Genomic DNA, 17,937 nt, shown 5'->3' with positions numbered 1-17,937 from the left:
TCTTGATTTAGAAGGTGATCTTTAACTTGACAAAGATCATTCGGATCTCTGTGCCTGAAACTTTAGATCACAAAGTTATCCACAGGCGAATTGTGATCGGCTGTCACGTTTAATCTTACTTCATGATATGGCGATCTGCCCTAGCCTGTGGCATCCTTGCGCTCATATTGTATATTGGAAAATCGCCCGCTATGCCAGATTCTAAAAAGCCTCCATTTATTCTTGTCGATGGATCGTCATATCTCTTTCGCGCCTTTCACGGTTTACCACCATTAACGAACTCAAAAGGCCAAGATACCGGTGCCATTTATGGTGTTGTGAACATGCTCAAAAGCTTGATCAAGCAATACAACCCTACGCACATGGCGGTAATTTTTGATGCCAAAGGAAAAACTTTTCGCGACGACATCTACAAAGAGTATAAAGCGAATCGTCCACCTATGCCGGATGAGCTAAGAAGCCAGATCGAACCATTACATACCATCATCAAGGCAATGGGCTTACCTGTCATTGTAGAGTCGGGCGTAGAAGCGGACGACGTTATAGGTACCTTAGCCAAACATGCCACAGAGAAAGGTATTGATACCCTTATCAGCACCGGTGACAAAGATATGGCGCAATTGGTGAATGAACATGTCACCTTGATCAACACCATGACCAATCAGGTAATGGACGTTGAAGGTGTAAATACTAAGTTTGGCATTCCACCAGAGCTTGTGATCGACTTCCTTGCACTAAAAGGCGACAAGGTAGATAACATACCCGGCGTACCTGGTGTAGGCGATAAAAGTGCTCAAGCCTTACTTAATGGTATTGGCGGTATCGACGATATTTATAAGAATTTGGATAAAATCGCCGATCTATCGTTTAGAGGTAGCAAGTCAATGGCGGCTAAAATGCAGGAGTACGAGGAGCAAGCACGACTCTCTTATACCCTAGCCACTATTAGCATCGATCTTGACCTAGACTATGATGTTGAAGCCTTGATGCCTAGCCAAGCTGATAACGAACAACTTCGCGATCTATTTGCTGAGTATGAATTTAAACGCTGGCATACAGAAGTAAGCGCGCTTATGGCGGGCGGTGATACCTCAAATAGTGAAACGACTAGCAGTGAAGATAACAGCAATGCACAAGAAAGTGAGCAAAGTACTTCGGTAGATATCGACAAATCGAAATACGAAACCGTACTTGATGAAGCGCGCTTTAACGCTTGGATTGCTAAGCTTGAAAAAGCAGAATTAATTGCCTTTGATACCGAAACTACTAGCCTTAACTACATGGATGCCGAATTAGTTGGCGTTTCATTTTGTATAGAAGAAGGTGAAGCAGCTTACGTACCTGTAGCCCATGATTACCCAGATGCACCGGCACAGCTATCGCGTGAGTTTGTACTAGAGGCATTAAAACCTATTTTGGAATCAGACAAGGTTATCAAAGTAGGCCAGCATATTAAGTACGATAAAAATGTATTAGCAAACTATGACATAACCTTAAATGGCATTGGCTTTGACACCATGCTTGAAAGCTATGTACTAAACAGCACCGCCCAGCGCCACGATATGGACTCACTAGCTCTAGCTTATCTTGGTCATAAAACCATTCACTTTGAAGAAATTGCTGGCAAAGGCGCAAAACAGCTTACCTTTAACCAAATTAACCTAGAAGAAGCAGGCCCATATGCAGCAGAAGATGCTGATATTACGCTTCGCTTACATAACGCTATTTGGACAAAGTTAAAAGATATTCCGGAGCTTAAAAACTTGTTGATAGACGTTGAAGTTCCTCTCGCGTGCGTTCTTTCTCGCATGGAGCAAGAAGGCGTATTGATTGACAGCCAGAGACTTAGTCAACAAAGCCAAGATCTTGCTAGTCGTATTGCCGAGCTAGAAAGTGAGGTTCATGAGGAAGCGGGCGAGCCATTCAACTTAGGCTCAACAAAACAACTTCAGCATGTTCTATTTGAAAAGATGTCGCTGCCAATTATCAAGAAAACGCCAAAAGGAGCGCCCTCTACCTCTGAGGATGTACTTCAAGAACTGGCGCTTGAGTATCCGCTGCCTAAAAAGATCATGGAATACCGCGGCTTAACTAAGCTAAAGAATACCTACACCGATAAACTTCCTAAGATGATCAATCATCGTACAGGTCGGGTGCATACGTCTTATCATCAAGCGGTAACGGCAACAGGGCGTCTTTCTTCAACCGATCCTAATTTACAAAACATTCCTATTCGCAATGAAGAAGGTCGTCGCGTACGCCAGGCTTTTGTTCCAAGGGAAGGAAATAAGTTTGTCGCAGCTGACTACTCTCAAATTGAGCTGCGTATTATGGCGCACCTTTCCGGCGATAAAGGCCTACTTGATGCCTTTGCTCATGGCAAAGATATACACAAAGCAACCGCTGCGGAAGTATTCGGCGTACCGCTTGATGAGGTAACGACCGAGCAGCGACGCAGTGCAAAAGCGATTAACTTCGGCTTAATTTACGGTATGAGTGCGTTTGGACTATCTAAACAACTGAATATTCCACGCAACGAAGCCCAAAAATACATGGACCTTTACTTTGAGCGCTACCCTGGTGTGCTTGAATATATGGACTCTACTCGTGAGAGTGCAAAAGAAAAGGGTTATGTAGAAACGGTATTTGGTCGCAGGCTATACTTGCCTGATATTAAAGCAAGTAATGGCGCACGCCGCAAAGGTGCGGAGCGCGCAGCAATCAATGCGCCAATGCAAGGTACGGCGGCAGACATTATTAAAATGGCCATGATTAAAGTTGACGACTGGATCAGAAAAAATGCATCTGACGATGTAACCATGATGATGCAAGTGCATGATGAATTGGTTTTCGAAATAAAAGAAGACAAGGTTGAGACCTATGTCTCTACTATTACTGCACTTATGGAAAGCGCAGCTACGCTTAATGTACCACTGGTTGTTGAGGCTGGAGTGGGCGAAAACTGGGATGAAGCTCATTAGTTTGGTAATTAGATTACAGTTTTCACATTAAAAGGCCGTTCATTTTCATTAAATTTGGTAATTTAATTACATAACGCCCTTGCCTTTTCTGTGCTTTGTTGTAATATTACACATGTAGGGTACAGAGGTGAGAAAGCTGTTTTCAAACCTTTGCTTTAACCCCGACAGTTTTGTCGGGGTTTTTTTATGTCTGTAGAAAACAAATAACCTTTAAATATCAGACACATAACAATTTAAGTGATTTTTCTTTCTATTTTTCCTGAACTTCTTTGATTACTGCTACTCTATATCTACGGTTTTTATGTGTTTTCTCTCAGTTTACGCCTCGCTCTATGCGGGGCGTTCTTTTTTCTAGCGCATCTAGTTTTCCCACTAAATACACTAAGTCAGCACAAGTGAAATTCACCGTTAACGTTACTGGACTTCACTATCGGATGTGTCTTCATCAACTGATTTGCCCAACCCAAACCATGAATCTAAGATACGCTCTAGCTCTGGTAAACCATGTTTATTTAATGATGAAAAGGTTTGTACCGTCACATCACCCATAAATGCCATAGCAGCTTCACGAGCCATTAATAGTTGTGCTTTGCGCTTTCCGCTTTTGAGTTTATCGGCTTTAGTAAGAAGCGCGAGTACTGGAATATCAGATGCCACAGCCCAATGAATGAGGTCTTGGTCTAAATCCTTAAATGGATGACGAATATCCATTAGCACCACCAAACCTTTTAGCGACTTACGCTTTTGAAGGTATTCACCTAATGACGCTTGCCACTTCTTTTTCATCGCAACCGGGACTTTAGCAAATCCGTAACCCGGCAAATCGACAAGGCGTAAGTCTTCCTCTAATTCAAATACATTGATTAATTGAGTACGACCTGGTGTTTTACTGGTTCTCGCCAAGTTTCTTTGACGGGTTAATGTATTTAGCGCACTCGACTTGCCCGCATTCGAGCGACCCGCAAACGCAACTTCAATACCGCTGTCATTCTTTAAATGACGAATGTCAGGTGCACTCGTAAAGAATTTTGCTTTGGTGTAATACGACATCTAGACTTACCTCCACATGCGTCTCAACCTTTGGTTTACAGTTTTTTAATGAATAAACCAGCTAAAAACCATAGTTTTATCATGGAATAGGTTTTTCTGACGCGTTAAATGTGTAAAATACGCATGATATCACGTATATCACGCGAGCCGTTGGATCCATTTAAGAGATTTATTATGAAAAAACTGTGTTTGTTGGTGTGTATGTCTTTGGGTTTGAGCGCAACTGCTATGGCAGAAGGCGACGCCGAGGCAGGTAAAGCGAAATCTGCAGTATGTGCAGCCTGTCATGGCCCTGATGGCAACAGCATGATTGACATGAACCCAAAACTTGCTGGCCAGCATGAGAAGTACATTGTTAAGCAATTAACCGAATTTAAACTTGCCTCTCAAACGGGTGGCGAGGAAGGTCGTAACAATGCTGTTATGAATGGCATGGCTGCTCCACTATCAGAGCAAGACATGAAAGACCTAGCTGCTTATTTCTCAAGCCAAGAGCCTAAAGCGGGCGAAACGCCTGAGCAATATGTAGAAGCTGGACGCGCACTTTATCAAGGTGGTGACGAGTCACGTGGCGTTACAGCATGTATCGCTTGCCATGGACCTAAAGGTAACGGTATGGCATTAGCAGGCTTCCCTGACATCAGCGGACAGCATGCTACCTACACTGCATCTCAGCTAAAGGCTTTCCGTTCTGGTCAACGTCACAACGATATGAATGGCATGATGCGTGATATTGCGATGAAATTAACCGACGAAGATATCGAAATTTTATCTAACTATATCGCAGGCTTACACTAAGCCTTACCGTTTTCACACGTTGTTGTTAAATTTTTGTTACCGAAAAAGTTGTATTTTAAAATTATTCGTGTAATCTAACGGCGTAGTTTGTAGGTGCCTTTGAAAATCTACAAACTAAATAACAAGAATAATAATAAAAATGCAGCATGGAAGACGGGATAAAGAGCCACGAGGGCCAAAAACAACAATACAGCTCTGCTAAAAATAAAAATAAGGGGAGCACAGCTAGGGAAGCCAGCTACACATAGATGTGTATAACGGGAGAGGTGTCATCTGACACTCATACAATGTAAGGTGATGGTGAAAACCATCACCTTTTTCTTTTTTAGCCCCTTTATTAATATCCGCCCTTTATGTCTTGTCCTTTATGTCAAAGCGCTAATACATCGTCTCACTACCATACTGATAAAAAGCGGGAATACCTTCATTGTAATCAATGCGACCTTGTTTATGTTTCACCTGCATTCCTACCGTCAAAAGAAATAGAAAAACAGGAATATGACCTTCACGAAAACAGCTTCGAAGATGAAGGATATAGAAAGTTTTTAGGAAAGGTTTTAACGCCGCTTTCACCTTTTATAAAAGCGAGTAACGCGCCAGCGCTATCTGGATTAGACTTTGGCTGTGGCCCGGCGCCTGTTCTCGCAAGCATGCTGTCAGATGAAGGGGTGAATATGAGTACATACGACCCCTTCTATGCCCCGACCCTAAAGGTACTTGAGAGAAGCTACGACATTGTAACTTGTACTGAGGCTATCGAACACTTTCACGCCCCTCACGTGGAATGGGCGCTGTTCAACAAACTTGTTGCCCCTGGCGGGGTTCTTGCCATCATGACAAAACGCGTGCTCGATAAAGCCCGCTTTGCAAATTGGCATTATAAAAACGACATCACACATGTAAGCTTCTTCAGCGAAAAAACCTTTCACTACCTAGCACAAAGATACGGTTATGATGTGAGTTTTCCAGCAAATGACGTTGTCCTATTGAAGAAGCGCTAAAATAGATTATCTATGACTACCTTTATGGTGTATTGATTTTTAACCGCACACCCAAAGATCAATACGTAGACACGAATTCGCGCTATAATAGCGTTGTTTTTTCACTCTCTTTGTTATTTGGAAATTATGGCACGTTCAAAGAAATCACGTAAAGTCGGTCAAATCGGCGTTCGTAAAGACCCTGACTTTAAACCTAGCGAAAACCGTAAATCAGACTCGCCTCGCCCTAAAAAGCACAAGGGCAAGCCTGCAGGTAGTCGTCACAATGTTGAACAGAAAAAAGTAACTGGCAAAAAGAGCGCTGAGAATAAAGATCCTCGTCACGGCAGCAAGAAGCCTGTTCAGCTTGTAAAAACAGCAGTAACACCAACCCCAGCTCAAAAGAAAAAGTACGCTACTCCAGCCCAAGAGTTGGCCGCTCTAGAAGCGGACCAACGCTTAACAGATTTACTTGATAAGCTTGATGATGACAAGCCGCTTACTCGCGAGCAACAAGCATACGTAGATGAAAAAATGGCGCGCCATCGCATCCTTTGCGATCTGCTAGGTATAGTGGAAGAAGATGATGAAGACGACGATATGGATCCGTTTAACGATTTAGACGCTATTAACATCGACGACTTTAAGCATTAATAGAAACAGGAAAACGTTATGCTTTGGGCAGTACTTTCAGGCATTGCGCTACTCATTATTGTCGGGCTTGGCTTTTACGCAGGCAAACTGCTGTTTATGCTGAAGCAGCAGAAAGCTCGACAGGAAGCCGCAAGGCAATCTCGCATTGCTAATATCACTGATAGCATCATAGTGATTGCTAAAGCAATGGAACAACAACAATGTGATTTATCAGAAGGTGTTATCCGCATCGTTAATTTGCTTAACGCCCTTCCTATTAATTCACCACCTGACTTTAAAGCGCAGTATCCGCAAGTTCACGCACTTTTTACCGAAGTCAGTGGCTTTGCGATTTTAGAGGCAAGACAACAACTTCCCAAAAATGAGCGAAGAAAACAGGATATCGCACGAGAGCAAATTGAGTCTGAATACGAGTCTAAGGTATTGGATGAATTGCCACCGCTTAAAGCCTACTGTGAAACCTTGATAAGCGCTCAATAAGAATGTAACGCTATTGCGTAAAAACAAAAGCTTTAGCGACAGGCATATATAAAAAAGACCGAACATCACTAGGTGCTCGGTCTTTTTTGTTTTTTATGAATTAATTTCTACACTCAATGTTGTGTCCCTTACCATCTTACCATATCACTTTATCGCTAAGTCACAGGTACGCTGATAACAGTGACACCCTACTTCGTGATCATTAACCATTCCCACTGCCTGCATAAAAGCGTAGCAAATTGTTTCGCCTACAAAATTAAACCCGTACTTTTTTAATGCTTTTGACATCGCTTTCGATGCGTCGGTAGAGGTGGGGGCCTGCTTAAAGTTATCCCAAGCATTTATCACAGTACGTCCGCCTGTGAATTGCCAAATAAACTCGCTAAATGACTGTGTTTCTTCTATGGCCAGATACCCTTTAGCATTTTTAACTACAGACTCTATTTTAAGCTTGTTTCTGATTATACCGCTGTCGTACATTAGCCTTTCGACATCAGTAGGGCCCATCGTCGCGATTTTCTCAGGATCAAACTGGTGAAATGCCCGCTCAAAATTCTGCTGCTTTTTAAGGATAGTTAACCAAGACAAGCCTGCTTGCTGACCATCTAGGCATAATTTAGCAAACAACGCTCGGCTATCTAGCTCAGGTACACCCCATTCGTTGTCATGATAAGCCAGATAAATAGGGTCATTGCTCACCCAACCGCATCGGTGTAATGGCCTGTTTTGTGCTGTTTTTAATTGATTGGTCATGGCTTAAGATTAAATCCTTGTTGTGAAGTGGCATATTGCCTGTATTCGTGACGTTTTTTCACCCTTTACACCTACATACTATGCCTCACAAATTGTATACTATCCCACCTCAATTTTAAGTCAGTTAACTAATAAGCAGCGGATGTATGCAGAAATACGATATTAAAACCTTTCAAGGGTTGATCCTTGCGTTTCAAGATTATTGGGCGCGTCAGGGCTGCGTTATTATTCAGCCTCTGGATATGGAAGTGGGTGCAGGTACTTTTCACCCTATGACATTCCTACGTTCTTTAGGTCCAGAGCCAATGAGTAGCGCCTATGTTCAACCATGCCGTAGACCCACCGATGGTCGTTACGGTGAGAACCCAAATCGCTTACAGCATTACTATCAGTTCCAAGTAATGCTTAAGCCTTCACCTGACAATATTCAGGAGTTGTACTTGGGCTCTTTGAAAGAGTTAGGCTTTGATCCGCTGGTTCATGATATTCGCTTTGTAGAAGACAACTGGGAATCACCGACGCTTGGTGCGTGGGGACTAGGTTGGGAAGTATGGCTTAACGGTATGGAAGTGACTCAGTTCACCTACTTCCAACAAGTAGGCGGCCTTGAATGTAAGCCTGTTACTGGTGAAATCACCTACGGCTTAGAGCGACTAGCTATGTACGTTCAAGGTGTAGATAGTATCTATGACCTAGTATGGACTGATGGCCCAATGGGTAAAGTCACCTATGGTGATGTATTCCATCAAAACGAAGTAGAACAATCTACGTATAACTTTGAACACGCCAACGTGGAAGCCCTGTTTAGAACTTTTGACGAGTGTGAAGCCGAAAGTAAAAAGCTAATTGAGAACAACCTTCCGCTACCCGCTTATGAGCAGGTTATGAAGGCATCTCACGCATTTAACTTGCTTGATGCACGTCATGCTATTTCAGTAACAGAACGCCAACGCTATATTCTTCGCGTTCGTACGCTGGCTAAAGCGTGTGCAGAGAGCTATTACCAAGCACGTGAAGCACTAGGCTTCCCGCTATGTAACAAGGAGGCATAAGCGTGCGTACAGAAAATTGTTTAGTTGAATTAGGTACTGAAGAGTTACCACCAAAAGCACTTAAGTCTTTGGGCGAAGCCTTCGCCACACAATTTGAAGCAGCACTTAGCCAAGCTGACTTAAGCTTTGACTCAGTTAGCTGGTTTGCCGCCCCTCGCCGCTTAGCGGTTTACGTTTCAGGTCTTGCTGAAGGTCAGGCTGACAAAGTAGTAGAGAAGCGCGGCCCTGCAGTATCTGCGGCATTTGACGCTGATGGCAACCCCACTAAGGCAGCTCAAGGTTGGGCACGCGGTAACGGTATAGACGTTTCTGACGCAGAGCGTTTGGTTACGGATAAAGGTGAATGGCTTCTTCATAAAGCACATGTGCCTGGTCAAACTATTGCTGAGTTGTTAGAAGGTTTGATTAATCAAGCAGTAAGCAAGTTACCTATTCCAAAGCCTATGCGCTGGGGTAACTACAACACTCAGTTTATTCGCCCTGTGCACACCCTTTGTGTGCTTTATGGAAGCGAAGTGGTTAACGTTTCAGTATTGGGCCTAACAAGCGGCCGCGTTGTTCAAGGTCATCGATTCCACGGCGAAGGTCGTTTTGAGCTTGATCATGCTGACAACTACGCCTCTGCATTAGAGCAACAATATGTGTTGGCAGATTTTGAGGCGCGTAAAGATAAAGTGCGTCAGCAATTAGAAGACGCAGCCAAAAACTTATCGCTTAAGCCAGATTACGACGAAGAACTGCTGGAAGAAATTGCTTCCCTGGTAGAGTGGCCTGTAGTGCTGCAAGCAGGATTCGATAAGGGTTTCTTAGAAGTGCCGAAAGAAGCACTTATCTACACAATGAAAGACGACCAGAAGTATGTGCCGCTGCTTGATAGTGATGGCGCACTTTCTAACACTTTCTTGTTTGTGACGAATATTGAAAGCCATGACGCATCTCAAGTTATCTCAGGTAATGAGAAGGTTATCCGCCCTCGCCTTGCCGATGCAGAGTTCTTCTTTAACAGCGATAAAAAGACAACGCTAGAAAGCCGTCTTGAAAGCTTAGAAACCGTGTTATTCCAAAAGCAGCTTGGAACGCTTAAAGAAAAGTCTGAACGTATTTCTGCCCTATCGGCGTTTATCGCTTCGCAGATAGATGCGAATGAAACACAAGCAGCACGGGCTGGTCTTCTAGCTAAAACCGACTTAATGTCGAACATGGTTATGGAGTTTCCAGACGTTCAGGGCGTTATGGGTAAATACTATGCGTTAAACGACGGTGAAGATGCACCTGTTGCTGAAGCGCTGTACGAACAATATATGCCGCGTTTTGCTGGCGACGCCCTCCCTAGTTCTGGCGTAAGCGCATCAGTAGCCCTTGCTGACAAACTTGATACACTAGTTGGTATATTCGGTATTGGCCAGCTGCCAAAAGGTGATAAAGACCCGTTTGCGCTTCGTCGTGCAGCCATCGGTGTTTTACGTATTGTTACCGAGCTATCGCTGCCTTTAGACCTTGAAACACTTGTAAGCAAAGCAATCGAGGTATATGGCAATAAATTAACAAATGCTGAAACACAAACGCAGGTTGTTGATTTTGTATTAGGTCGCTTCAATGCCCTCTTACAAGATCAAGCTATCGCCATTGACGTTATCCAAGCCGTAGCAGCCCGTCGCCCTACTAAGCCATCTGATTATCTAGCTCGTGTCTATGCGGTTGATAAATTCAAGGCATTAGAAGAGGCGGAGGCGTTAGCTGCCGCTAACAAACGCGTAGCAAATATTCTTGCTAAGCAAAAAGTAGATGTGACTAACTCGGCTAACATTGATGAGTCACTTTTAGCTGAAGATGCTGAAAAAGCGCTTTATGCTGACTTAATAGCCGCACAAAAAGAAGTGGATAACGCGCTACCTTCGCATGATTACACACGTATTCTGTCGGCACTTGCTACGCTACGTAATGTAATCGATAACTTCTTTGATAACGTAATGGTTATGGCAGATGACGAAGCAGTTAAGAATAACCGACTTGCTTTGCTATCGCTTTTGAGGCAACTTTTCCTTACTACCGCAGATATTTCAATTCTTGCGAAGTCATAAGGCTAGTTAACGTTAATGCAGTTTAATGCTGCAATAAATGAAAGCCCAACCCTTACGTTGGGCTTTTTTATAAAGGGAGAAACTGTGAAAAAGTTACTAACTATTGCTTCTATGTGCATAGCCCTGTCGGCGTGTTCAAGCAGTGGAAGTTTTAAGATCCCAGAAATAGCACCGGAAGTGCCACGCATTCAATTTGAAAACATGTTTTTAAGAGGCGTGTTTAATTGGTGGGAAGCCGATGCGAGCTATAAGTTCAAACCATCGGACTCAGGTTGGACAGTAGATGTTGAACTGATTGCCGACGGACAACCTTACGATTTCAGATTGTCTGATGCAAAATGGACGCCCTCACAGAGCTGTGGTGGCAAATATAAAGGTCAGCCGGTGATGCTAGGCTCTACCGCCTATTTAGTCTGTGAGCAAGGCTCAGAGAACTTACAATTTACTCCCTCTACTACAGGTACTTACCGCTTTACTGTAAACCCTGCTAGTGCGGGAGAAGTCGCATTGGTAGTGACCAAAGTTTAAAATGAATGCCGCATTACATCGGTATTTTTTAACATATATCCTTAATTATTTAATTCGTTACGATATTACGGTGAACACACTATAACGTTACTGTCTTTTATATCTCATTTCCTCGTTCTCTAGACATTAAAAAAGCGACCAAGTGGTCGCTTTTTTAATAGATTAATCTGCTACACGTCTAGGTTTTCTACCTTCAGCGCATTCGCTTCGATAAATTCTCTACGCGGCTCTACCTGATCGCCCATTAGCGTTGTAAACAACTGGTCACAACCAATAGCATCTTCAATGGTAACTTGAAGCATACGTCGGCTTTCAGGGTCCATGGTAGTTTCCCAAAGCTGCTCTGGGTTCATCTCGCCTAACCCTTTATAGCGCTGGATGTATTGACCACGTTTCGCTTCATTCATTAACCACTCTAAAGCGTCTTTGAAAGACTCTACTGGCTGTTTGCGTTCACCACGCTTAATGTAAGCGTCTACACCCATCATATCATTGATAGCTAAGTTAAGTTCTTTCAGACGCTGGTACTCAGACGACTCAATGAATTCATGGTCGATAATGTACTCATAATCGATACCGTGCATACGCATGATGATCGTGATGTAGTACTCGCTAAGCTCAGCATCAGTACGAATTTCATAACGATATGTAGCACCATCATTTTCACGCTCTGTTAACTGTTCAACGAAGTGTTTTGCTACGTGCTCTAGAGCCGCTTCGTCTTTTAAGTCTTCTAGATTTAGCGTAGGTGTGTACAGCATGCGGTAAAGAATAGCTGAAGGCATTTTGCGCTTCATACGCGCAATCATTTTCTCTACTGACTGATATTGCTTAACTAGGTTTTCTAGCCCTACACCACTGATGCCTGGATCGTCATCACTAGTGTGCAATGATGCACCATCAATAGCGATACCTGTAAGGTAATTAGTCAAAGCGTCATCGTCTTTTAGATACTGCTCTTGCTTACCTTTTTTCACTTTATAAAGCGGCGGCTGCGCAATATAGACATAACCACGCTCGATGATTTCAGGCATTTGACGATAGAAGAAAGTTAAAAGAAGCGTACGAATGTGAGAGCCGTCCACATCAGCATCGGTCATGATAATGATGCTGTGATAGCGTAGCTTTTCTGGGTCATATTCGTCACGACCAATACCACAGCCTAATGCCGTGATAAGCGTTGCAACTTCTTGTGAAGAAAGCATCTTGTCGAAACGTGCTTTCTCTACGTTAAGGATTTTACCTTTAAGCGGCAAAATAGCTTGGTTCTTACGATTACGACCCTGCTTAGCGGAACCGCCCGCCGAGTCACCCTCCACTATGTATAGTTCGCTTAGTGCAGGATCTTTTTCCTGACAATCAGCAAGCTTACCTGGCAGACCAGCTAAATCTAGCGCGCCCTTACGGCGTGTCATTTCACGAGCTTTACGGGCAGCTTCACGCGCTCGTGCAGCATCAATAATCTTACTAGCAATAATCTTACTTTCAGCTGGGTTTTCTAGTAAGAAATCGGCGAGTTTTTCATTCATCGCAGATTCAACTGCAGGACGAACTTCAGAAGATACAAGCTTATCTTTTGTCTGTGAGCTAAATTTCGGGTCAGGCACTTTTACTGAAATTACAGCTGTAAGACCTTCACGAGCATCATCACCACTGGCATTGGTTTTCGCCTTTTTATTCAGGCCTTCCTTTTCCATATAGTTGTTTAGCGTACGCGTCAACGCTCCACGGAAGCCTGCTAAGTGAGTACCGCCATCTCGCTGTGGAATGTTGTTAGTAAAACAGAAAACGTTCTCTTGGAAGCTATCGTTCCACTGCATTGCAACTTCTACAGCAATGCCATCTTCCTGCTCGCTTGCGAAGTGAAACACTTTTTGATGTACAGGCGTTTTCTTTTCATTCAAATATTCAACAAAGGCTTGAATACCACCTTCGTACATGAAGTGGTCTTCTTTACCGTCACGTTCGTCTTTCAAACGAATTGACACACCAGAGTTTAGGAATGAAAGTTCGCGAAGGCGCTTAGCAAGAATATCGTAATGGTACAGTGTATCTGTGAACGTATCCGAACTTGGCCAGAAACGAATCATCGTTCCCGTTTTGTCTGTGTCGCCAGTAACTGCGAGTGGCGCCTGTGGAACACCATGCTGGTATTCCTGCTCATGGGCTTTACCTGCGCGACGAATGCGCAGCTTTAGGCGACTAGAAAGTGCGTTTACTACCGATACACCTACACCGTGAAGACCACCAGAAACTTTATATGAGTTGTCATCAAATTTACCGCCTGCGTGAAGTACCGTCATTATAACTTCGGCTGCAGACACGCCCTCTTCGGGGTGTAATTCTGTAGGGATACCACGTCCATCGTCAGACACAGAAACTGATCCATCACTATGGATTTGCACAGTTATTTCAGAACAGTGTCCCGCCAGTGCTTCATCGATAGAGTTATCGACCACCTCAAATACCATGTGGTGTAGTCCGGTACCATCATCAGTATCACCGATATACATACCAGGACGCTTTCTTACTGCATCTAATCCTTTAAGTACTTTAATACTGGACGAGTCGTAGTTGTTCTCTTCTGACATACTAGCTTTTACTCCTCTTTCACGCTTCCATGTTCCACGTGAAACATTTTCTTTTCATTGTATTTTTGTATAAATGCGAGTTGCGTGGACTCAATTGCAGTAACGAAAACCTGCGTATCCATTTCGAGCAACCCATCAATAAATTGTTCTCTTTTATCTGCGTCTAACTCAGCACCTACATCATCAAGTAGGAATATACTTTTTCGTTTCGTTGCCGAGTTGAATAGCTTTGTCTGTGACATTTGTAGTGCAGCCACAGCCATTCTAAGCTGACCTCTCGATAAAAGCTCCTGAGCATTTACCCCGTTCACTTTAAGCCTTAAATCAGCTTTGTGAGGCCCAGAAGAGGTATGTCCTATTTTACCATCATACTCACGCTTTTTAACTAAGCTTTCTGATAAAGCGACATCTTTTTCCCACCCTTTATAGTAACTTAATTCCACGTCAAAGTTTGGAAGAAATTCTTCTGCATACTGTTTAAAAATAGGTGTAAGCCTATCGACGTATCCCTGACGTGTTAAAGTTAAAGTCTCACCAAGCTCGGCAAACTGTGTTTCCCAATACTGGTTTTGTGGTGCAGACAAGTTTGCTTGCTGTTTCAATAGTGCGTTTCTATGTTTTAAAAACTTACCGTACTGGTTAGCAAGAGACTGAAATTGATGTTCCACGTGAAACAATCCCCAATCACAAAAACGTCGACGTTCAGATGGCGAGCCTATTATGAGGTCTGTGCTTTGGGGCGTAAAAAGTTGAATAGGAACTAGGCTGACTAAGTCAGACAATTTATTTGAGTGCGCGCCATCAATACTACAGATAAATGTATCGTTTCGACTTCTTTGAAAGCCGAGCTTCAAGTTTTCTTCGGCTTCAGTTTTACAGGAAGCAAAAACGCTAAAGCTGTCTTGTCCATTCTGAATAACTGAATTGTGTTTATTTGTTCTAAAAGAACGACCAAAACCTAAATAGTAAAGCGCTTCTATTAGTGATGATTTTCCACTGCCATTCGCACCTTTAATTATTGTTAAGGAGGGTGAAGGAGAAAGCGTTACGGAGGTAAGATTACGAAACTGAGTAATCTGGACGCGGTCCAGTTTCATGAGGCCACACTAAAGATAAAAAAGAAGCGATAAATAACTAAACTTATCGCTTCTTGGATTGGATATGTAAATAACAAAATAAAGTCGTTATAAGAAAAGGGGCGAATACTTTTATAGAGAAAACTATAGTCGCATTGGCATAATTACATACAATGCGGCATCATCAGCATCATCTTCAATGAGCGCACTCGCATTTGAATCAGACAGGCTTACTTTTACGCCATCAGAGCCTAACGCATTTAAAACATCAATGAGATAGGCAACATTAAAGCCTATTTCTAAATCATCGCCCTGATACTGAACATCAACGATTTCTTCTGCTTCTTCTTGCTCTGGGTTATTTGCCGTTATTTTAAGTTCACCAGAAGAAAGGTTTAATCGTACACCTCTGAACTTTTCATTAGATAATATTGCAGCCCGCGAAAATGCATCTTTTAGGACCGCTTTACTCGCAATAATTTCCTTGTCACCATTTTGAGGTAAAACACGGCGATAGTCTGGGAACCTACCATCCACTAGTTTTGAAGTGAAAATAAAATCGTTTGAGAATATGCGTAGGTGATTAGCGCCAATTTGTACTTTTAGTGACTTGTCGTCTTCGCTAATAAGACGTGAAATTTCTAATACACCTTTACGAGGAATAATCACTTGGCGAGACGGTAACGCAGTTTCATAATTTAAACGGCAAAGTGCTAAACGGTGACCGTCAGTAGCAACAGTTCGAATAATATTCTCTTCCGTTTCAAGAGACATACCGTTCAGATAGTAGCGCACATCTTGTTGCGCCATAGAAAAGCTGGTTGCGTCAATGAGACGTTTCAAGTCACTGCACGTTAATTCAAATTCGACCTCACCTTCCCAATCTTCAAGGTTAGGATAGTCATTAGCAGATAACGTAGAAAGTGTGTAGCGACCTCGACCCGCGCGAATAAGCGCTTTACTTCCGTCTAAAGAAAAATGAATGTCTGTTCCTTCAGAAATACCACGGATAATATCAAACAGCTTTTTAGCTGGAACAGTAATTTCACCTTCGGTGAATTCGCCCTCTAGCTTTACACTAGAAATTAGCTCGACCTCTAGATCTGTACCGGTAAGCCAAAGTGCGTCCTCACTAACTTTAATAAGAACGTTAGAAAGAATTGGCAACGTATGTCGACGCTCAACAGCACCTGACACTAATTGTAGGGGTTGTAAAAATTGTTCGCGGCTTATAGAAAATTTCATCGCAGTGCTATCTCGCCTCTAAAGTCGTGTTGTTAGGAAGACAAAGTCCTAATGAGGTTCTTATAGTCCTCTTTTATATCATGACTTTCTTCTCTTAGCTGCTCTATTTTTCTACACGCATGCAAAACGGTAGTATGGTCTCGCCCACCAAACGCATTACCTAATTCAGGCAAACTATGGTTAGTTAGCTCTTTAGCCAGCGCCATCGCTACTTGGCGAGGTCGTGCTACGCTACGACTACGGCGTTTAGACAAAATATCAGCTACTTTTATCTTATAATAATCGGCAACAGTTTTCTGAATATTATCAACGGTTACCAACTTTTCTTGAAGCGCTAATAAATCGCGTAGGGCTTCACGTACGAAATCAATGGTAATCGGGCGGCCCGTAAAGTTCGCGTTTGCAATAACTCGGTTCAATGCGCCCTCTAGCTCACGTACATTCGAGCGTAAACGCTTAGCGATAAAGAACGCTACTTCATTAGGTAAATGTATGCGGTTTTCAGCCGCTTTGCGCATCAAGATTGCAACACGAGTTTCAAGCTCAGGTGGCTCAATAGCAATAGTTAAGCCCCATCCAAAGCGCGACTTCAATCTATCCTCTACCCCATCAATCTCTTTGGGATATCTATCAGAGGTTAAGATAATTTGCTGGTTACCTTCTAAAAGCGCGTTAAACGTATGGAAAAACTCTTCCTGCGAACGCTCTTTGTTTGCAAAAAATTGAATATCATCGATAAGTAACGCATCGACGCTTCGATAGAAACGTTTAAAATCTTCTATAGCATTATTTTGAAGCGCCTTAACCATATCTTGTACAAAGCGCTCAGAATGCATATAAACAATTTTGGCATCGCCATTATTTGCAACAATACCATTGCCTACCGCATGCAATAAGTGAGTTTTACCTAAACCTGTTCCACCATAGATAAACAATGGGTTATAAGAACCGCCGGGGTTATTGGCAACCTGAGTCGCCGCCGCGCGTGCTAGTTGGTTAGATTTACCCTCGACGAAATTATCGAACTGATATGTCGGATTAATATTACTCTTATGTTTCATCGCTTCAGGGATCGGGATCACCTTTGGCGGCGTTGACGATCGTGGCGCATGATTACCGTAATGATTTTGACCATTAGGATCTACATTTCTTGCAGCTGTATTATTCTGATCAGCTTGCTGCGAATAAGCGCTAAGATCCTTATTCTGATCTTTATAACCGAAGTGATCTCCACCGTTAGAGCTCATCGCCGCATTACTCTCTTGAGGTAAAGTAGGCTGACGCTGATACGATGAATGCTGAACCTGGCTCTCGTCGTTGCGGTTAGTAAATTGTGGCGCGCTGTAATTCGAATTAGACGCCTGATTCGGTGAATTCACAGTAGTAGTATTATTGGTGTAGCTGTCACCATTTGTACTATGTACTGAACCAGCGGCATTACCCGCTGTCGGCTGAGAGCGATTTACACTATTGCGACTCATTACCTCTAAACGCAATTGGGGTGCATCGGCTCCAGCAAATTCCCTTAGCAGAGCAGTGATATTATTTAGGTACTTGTCTCTTACCCAATCAAGCACAAAACGATTGGGAGCATATAGTGCTACAACACCGCCCTGCTCTTCACAAACAAGCGGTCGTATCCACATACTAAATTGCTGCGTAGGTAGT

At 43.0% G+C, this 17,937-nt stretch carries 14 protein-coding genes; 8 read left to right on the top strand and 6 right to left on the bottom strand.

Annotated elements, in window-relative coordinates; genetic code table 11:
- The first annotated feature begins 191 nt into the window (after window positions 1-191).
- Complete coding sequence (polA, locus tag PCAR9_RS00070) at window positions 192-2,981, top strand: DNA polymerase I (protein ID WP_179981873.1); 2,790 nt, start codon at window positions 192-194, stop codon at window positions 2,979-2,981.
- A gap of 414 nt (window positions 2,982-3,395) precedes the next feature.
- Here the strand turns inward: polA and yihA are convergent, their stop codons facing one another.
- Window positions 3,396-4,031, bottom strand: a complete 636-nt coding sequence (gene yihA, locus PCAR9_RS00065; RefSeq protein WP_179981872.1) for a ribosome biogenesis GTP-binding protein YihA/YsxC — start codon at window positions 4,029-4,031, stop codon at window positions 3,396-3,398.
- Between the two features lie 174 nt (window positions 4,032-4,205).
- Here yihA and PCAR9_RS00060 point away from each other — a divergent pair, with 174 nt between their 5' ends.
- The 4 genes from PCAR9_RS00060 (at window position 4,206) to PCAR9_RS00045 (ending at window position 6,943) form a co-directional block, all read left to right on the top strand.
- The gene (locus PCAR9_RS00060) at window positions 4,206-4,829 is read left to right on the top strand and encodes a c-type cytochrome (RefSeq protein WP_179981871.1); all 624 of its coding nucleotides are present in this window, start codon (window positions 4,206-4,208) and stop codon (window positions 4,827-4,829) included.
- 353 nt (window positions 4,830-5,182) lie between these two features.
- On the top strand, window positions 5,183-5,830 hold the full coding sequence (locus PCAR9_RS00055; protein WP_179981870.1) for a class I SAM-dependent methyltransferase: 648 nt from the start codon (window positions 5,183-5,185) through the stop codon (window positions 5,828-5,830).
- Window positions 5,831-5,956: 126 nt separating this feature from the next.
- Window positions 5,957-6,463, top strand: a complete 507-nt coding sequence (yihI, locus tag PCAR9_RS00050; protein WP_179981869.1) for a Der GTPase-activating protein YihI — start codon at window positions 5,957-5,959, stop codon at window positions 6,461-6,463.
- Between the two features lie 18 nt (window positions 6,464-6,481).
- The gene (locus PCAR9_RS00045; RefSeq protein WP_179981868.1) at window positions 6,482-6,943 is read left to right on the top strand and encodes a DUF2489 domain-containing protein; all 462 of its coding nucleotides are present in this window, start codon (window positions 6,482-6,484) and stop codon (window positions 6,941-6,943) included.
- Between the two features lie 144 nt (window positions 6,944-7,087).
- Here PCAR9_RS00045 and PCAR9_RS00040 read toward each other — a convergent pair whose 3' ends face one another.
- Window positions 7,088-7,696: a DNA-3-methyladenine glycosylase I gene (locus tag PCAR9_RS00040; RefSeq protein ID WP_179981867.1), complete on the bottom strand. Its 609-nt coding sequence runs from the start codon at window positions 7,694-7,696 to the stop codon at window positions 7,088-7,090.
- Between the two features lie 146 nt (window positions 7,697-7,842).
- On the opposite strand from PCAR9_RS00040, the gene glyQ reads away from it, so the two are divergent.
- The 3 genes from glyQ (at window position 7,843) to PCAR9_RS00025 (ending at window position 11,357) form a co-directional block, all read left to right on the top strand.
- Window positions 7,843-8,748, top strand: coding sequence for a glycine--tRNA ligase subunit alpha (glyQ, locus tag PCAR9_RS00035; RefSeq protein WP_179981866.1), 906 nt, complete (start codon window positions 7,843-7,845; stop codon window positions 8,746-8,748).
- A 2-nt stretch (window positions 8,749-8,750) separates the two neighbouring features.
- Window positions 8,751-10,829: a glycine--tRNA ligase subunit beta gene (gene glyS / locus PCAR9_RS00030; RefSeq protein ID WP_179981865.1), complete on the top strand. Its 2,079-nt coding sequence runs from the start codon at window positions 8,751-8,753 to the stop codon at window positions 10,827-10,829.
- An 84-nt stretch (window positions 10,830-10,913) separates the two neighbouring features.
- The gene (locus PCAR9_RS00025; RefSeq protein ID WP_179981864.1) at window positions 10,914-11,357 is read left to right on the top strand and encodes a hypothetical protein; all 444 of its coding nucleotides are present in this window, start codon (window positions 10,914-10,916) and stop codon (window positions 11,355-11,357) included.
- A 170-nt stretch (window positions 11,358-11,527) separates the two neighbouring features.
- Here PCAR9_RS00025 and gyrB read toward each other — a convergent pair whose 3' ends face one another.
- The 4 genes from gyrB to dnaA form a co-directional block, all read right to left on the bottom strand.
- On the bottom strand, window positions 11,528-13,948 hold the full coding sequence (gene gyrB, locus PCAR9_RS00020) for a DNA topoisomerase (ATP-hydrolyzing) subunit B (protein ID WP_179981863.1): 2,421 nt from the start codon (window positions 13,946-13,948) through the stop codon (window positions 11,528-11,530).
- Window positions 13,949-13,956: 8 nt separating this feature from the next.
- On the bottom strand, window positions 13,957-15,045 hold the full coding sequence (recF, locus tag PCAR9_RS00015; protein ID WP_179981862.1) for a DNA replication/repair protein RecF: 1,089 nt from the start codon (window positions 15,043-15,045) through the stop codon (window positions 13,957-13,959).
- A gap of 123 nt (window positions 15,046-15,168) precedes the next feature.
- Window positions 15,169-16,269 carry a DNA polymerase III subunit beta gene (gene dnaN / locus PCAR9_RS00010; RefSeq protein WP_179981861.1) on the bottom strand — a complete coding sequence of 367 codons (1,101 nt, stop codon included), beginning with the start codon at window positions 16,267-16,269 and terminating at the stop codon, window positions 15,169-15,171.
- Window positions 16,270-16,301: 32 nt separating this feature from the next.
- The coding region (gene dnaA / locus PCAR9_RS00005; RefSeq protein ID WP_232091074.1) for a chromosomal replication initiator protein DnaA at window positions 16,302-17,937 on the bottom strand (1,636 nt) is incomplete at its 5' end.

This window comes from Alteromonas macleodii (assembly GCF_903772925.1).
Taxonomy (GTDB): domain Bacteria; phylum Pseudomonadota; class Gammaproteobacteria; order Enterobacterales; family Alteromonadaceae; genus Alteromonas; species Alteromonas macleodii_A.
The sequence above is the reverse complement of the archived record's forward strand: the minus strand, read 5'-3'. Positions and strand labels throughout refer to the sequence as shown.

What these genes read in the sequence shown, in the direction of transcription:
- polA (WP_179981873.1), top strand. Translation starts at nt 192, where the DNA reads ATGCCAGATTCTAAAAAGCCTCCATTTATTCTTGTCGATGGATCGTCA.
- glyQ (WP_179981866.1), top strand. Translation starts at nt 7,843, where the DNA reads ATGCAGAAATACGATATTAAAACCTTTCAAGGGTTGATCCTTGCGTTT.
- PCAR9_RS00045 (WP_179981868.1), top strand. Translation starts at nt 6,482, where the DNA reads ATGCTTTGGGCAGTACTTTCAGGCATTGCGCTACTCATTATTGTCGGG.
- recF (WP_179981862.1), bottom strand. Translation starts at nt 15,045, where the DNA reads ATGAAACTGGACCGCGTCCAGATTACTCAGTTTCGTAATCTTACCTCC.
- yihA (WP_179981872.1), bottom strand. Translation starts at nt 4,031, where the DNA reads ATGTCGTATTACACCAAAGCAAAATTCTTTACGAGTGCACCTGACATT.
- yihI (WP_179981869.1), top strand. Translation starts at nt 5,957, where the DNA reads ATGGCACGTTCAAAGAAATCACGTAAAGTCGGTCAAATCGGCGTTCGT.
- dnaN (WP_179981861.1), bottom strand. Translation starts at nt 16,269, where the DNA reads ATGAAATTTTCTATAAGCCGCGAACAATTTTTACAACCCCTACAATTA.
- PCAR9_RS00040 (WP_179981867.1), bottom strand. Translation starts at nt 7,696, where the DNA reads ATGACCAATCAATTAAAAACAGCACAAAACAGGCCATTACACCGATGC.
- gyrB (WP_179981863.1), bottom strand. Translation starts at nt 13,948, where the DNA reads ATGTCAGAAGAGAACAACTACGACTCGTCCAGTATTAAAGTACTTAAA.
- PCAR9_RS00055 (WP_179981870.1), top strand. Translation starts at nt 5,183, where the DNA reads ATGTCTTGTCCTTTATGTCAAAGCGCTAATACATCGTCTCACTACCAT.
- PCAR9_RS00060 (WP_179981871.1), top strand. Translation starts at nt 4,206, where the DNA reads ATGAAAAAACTGTGTTTGTTGGTGTGTATGTCTTTGGGTTTGAGCGCA.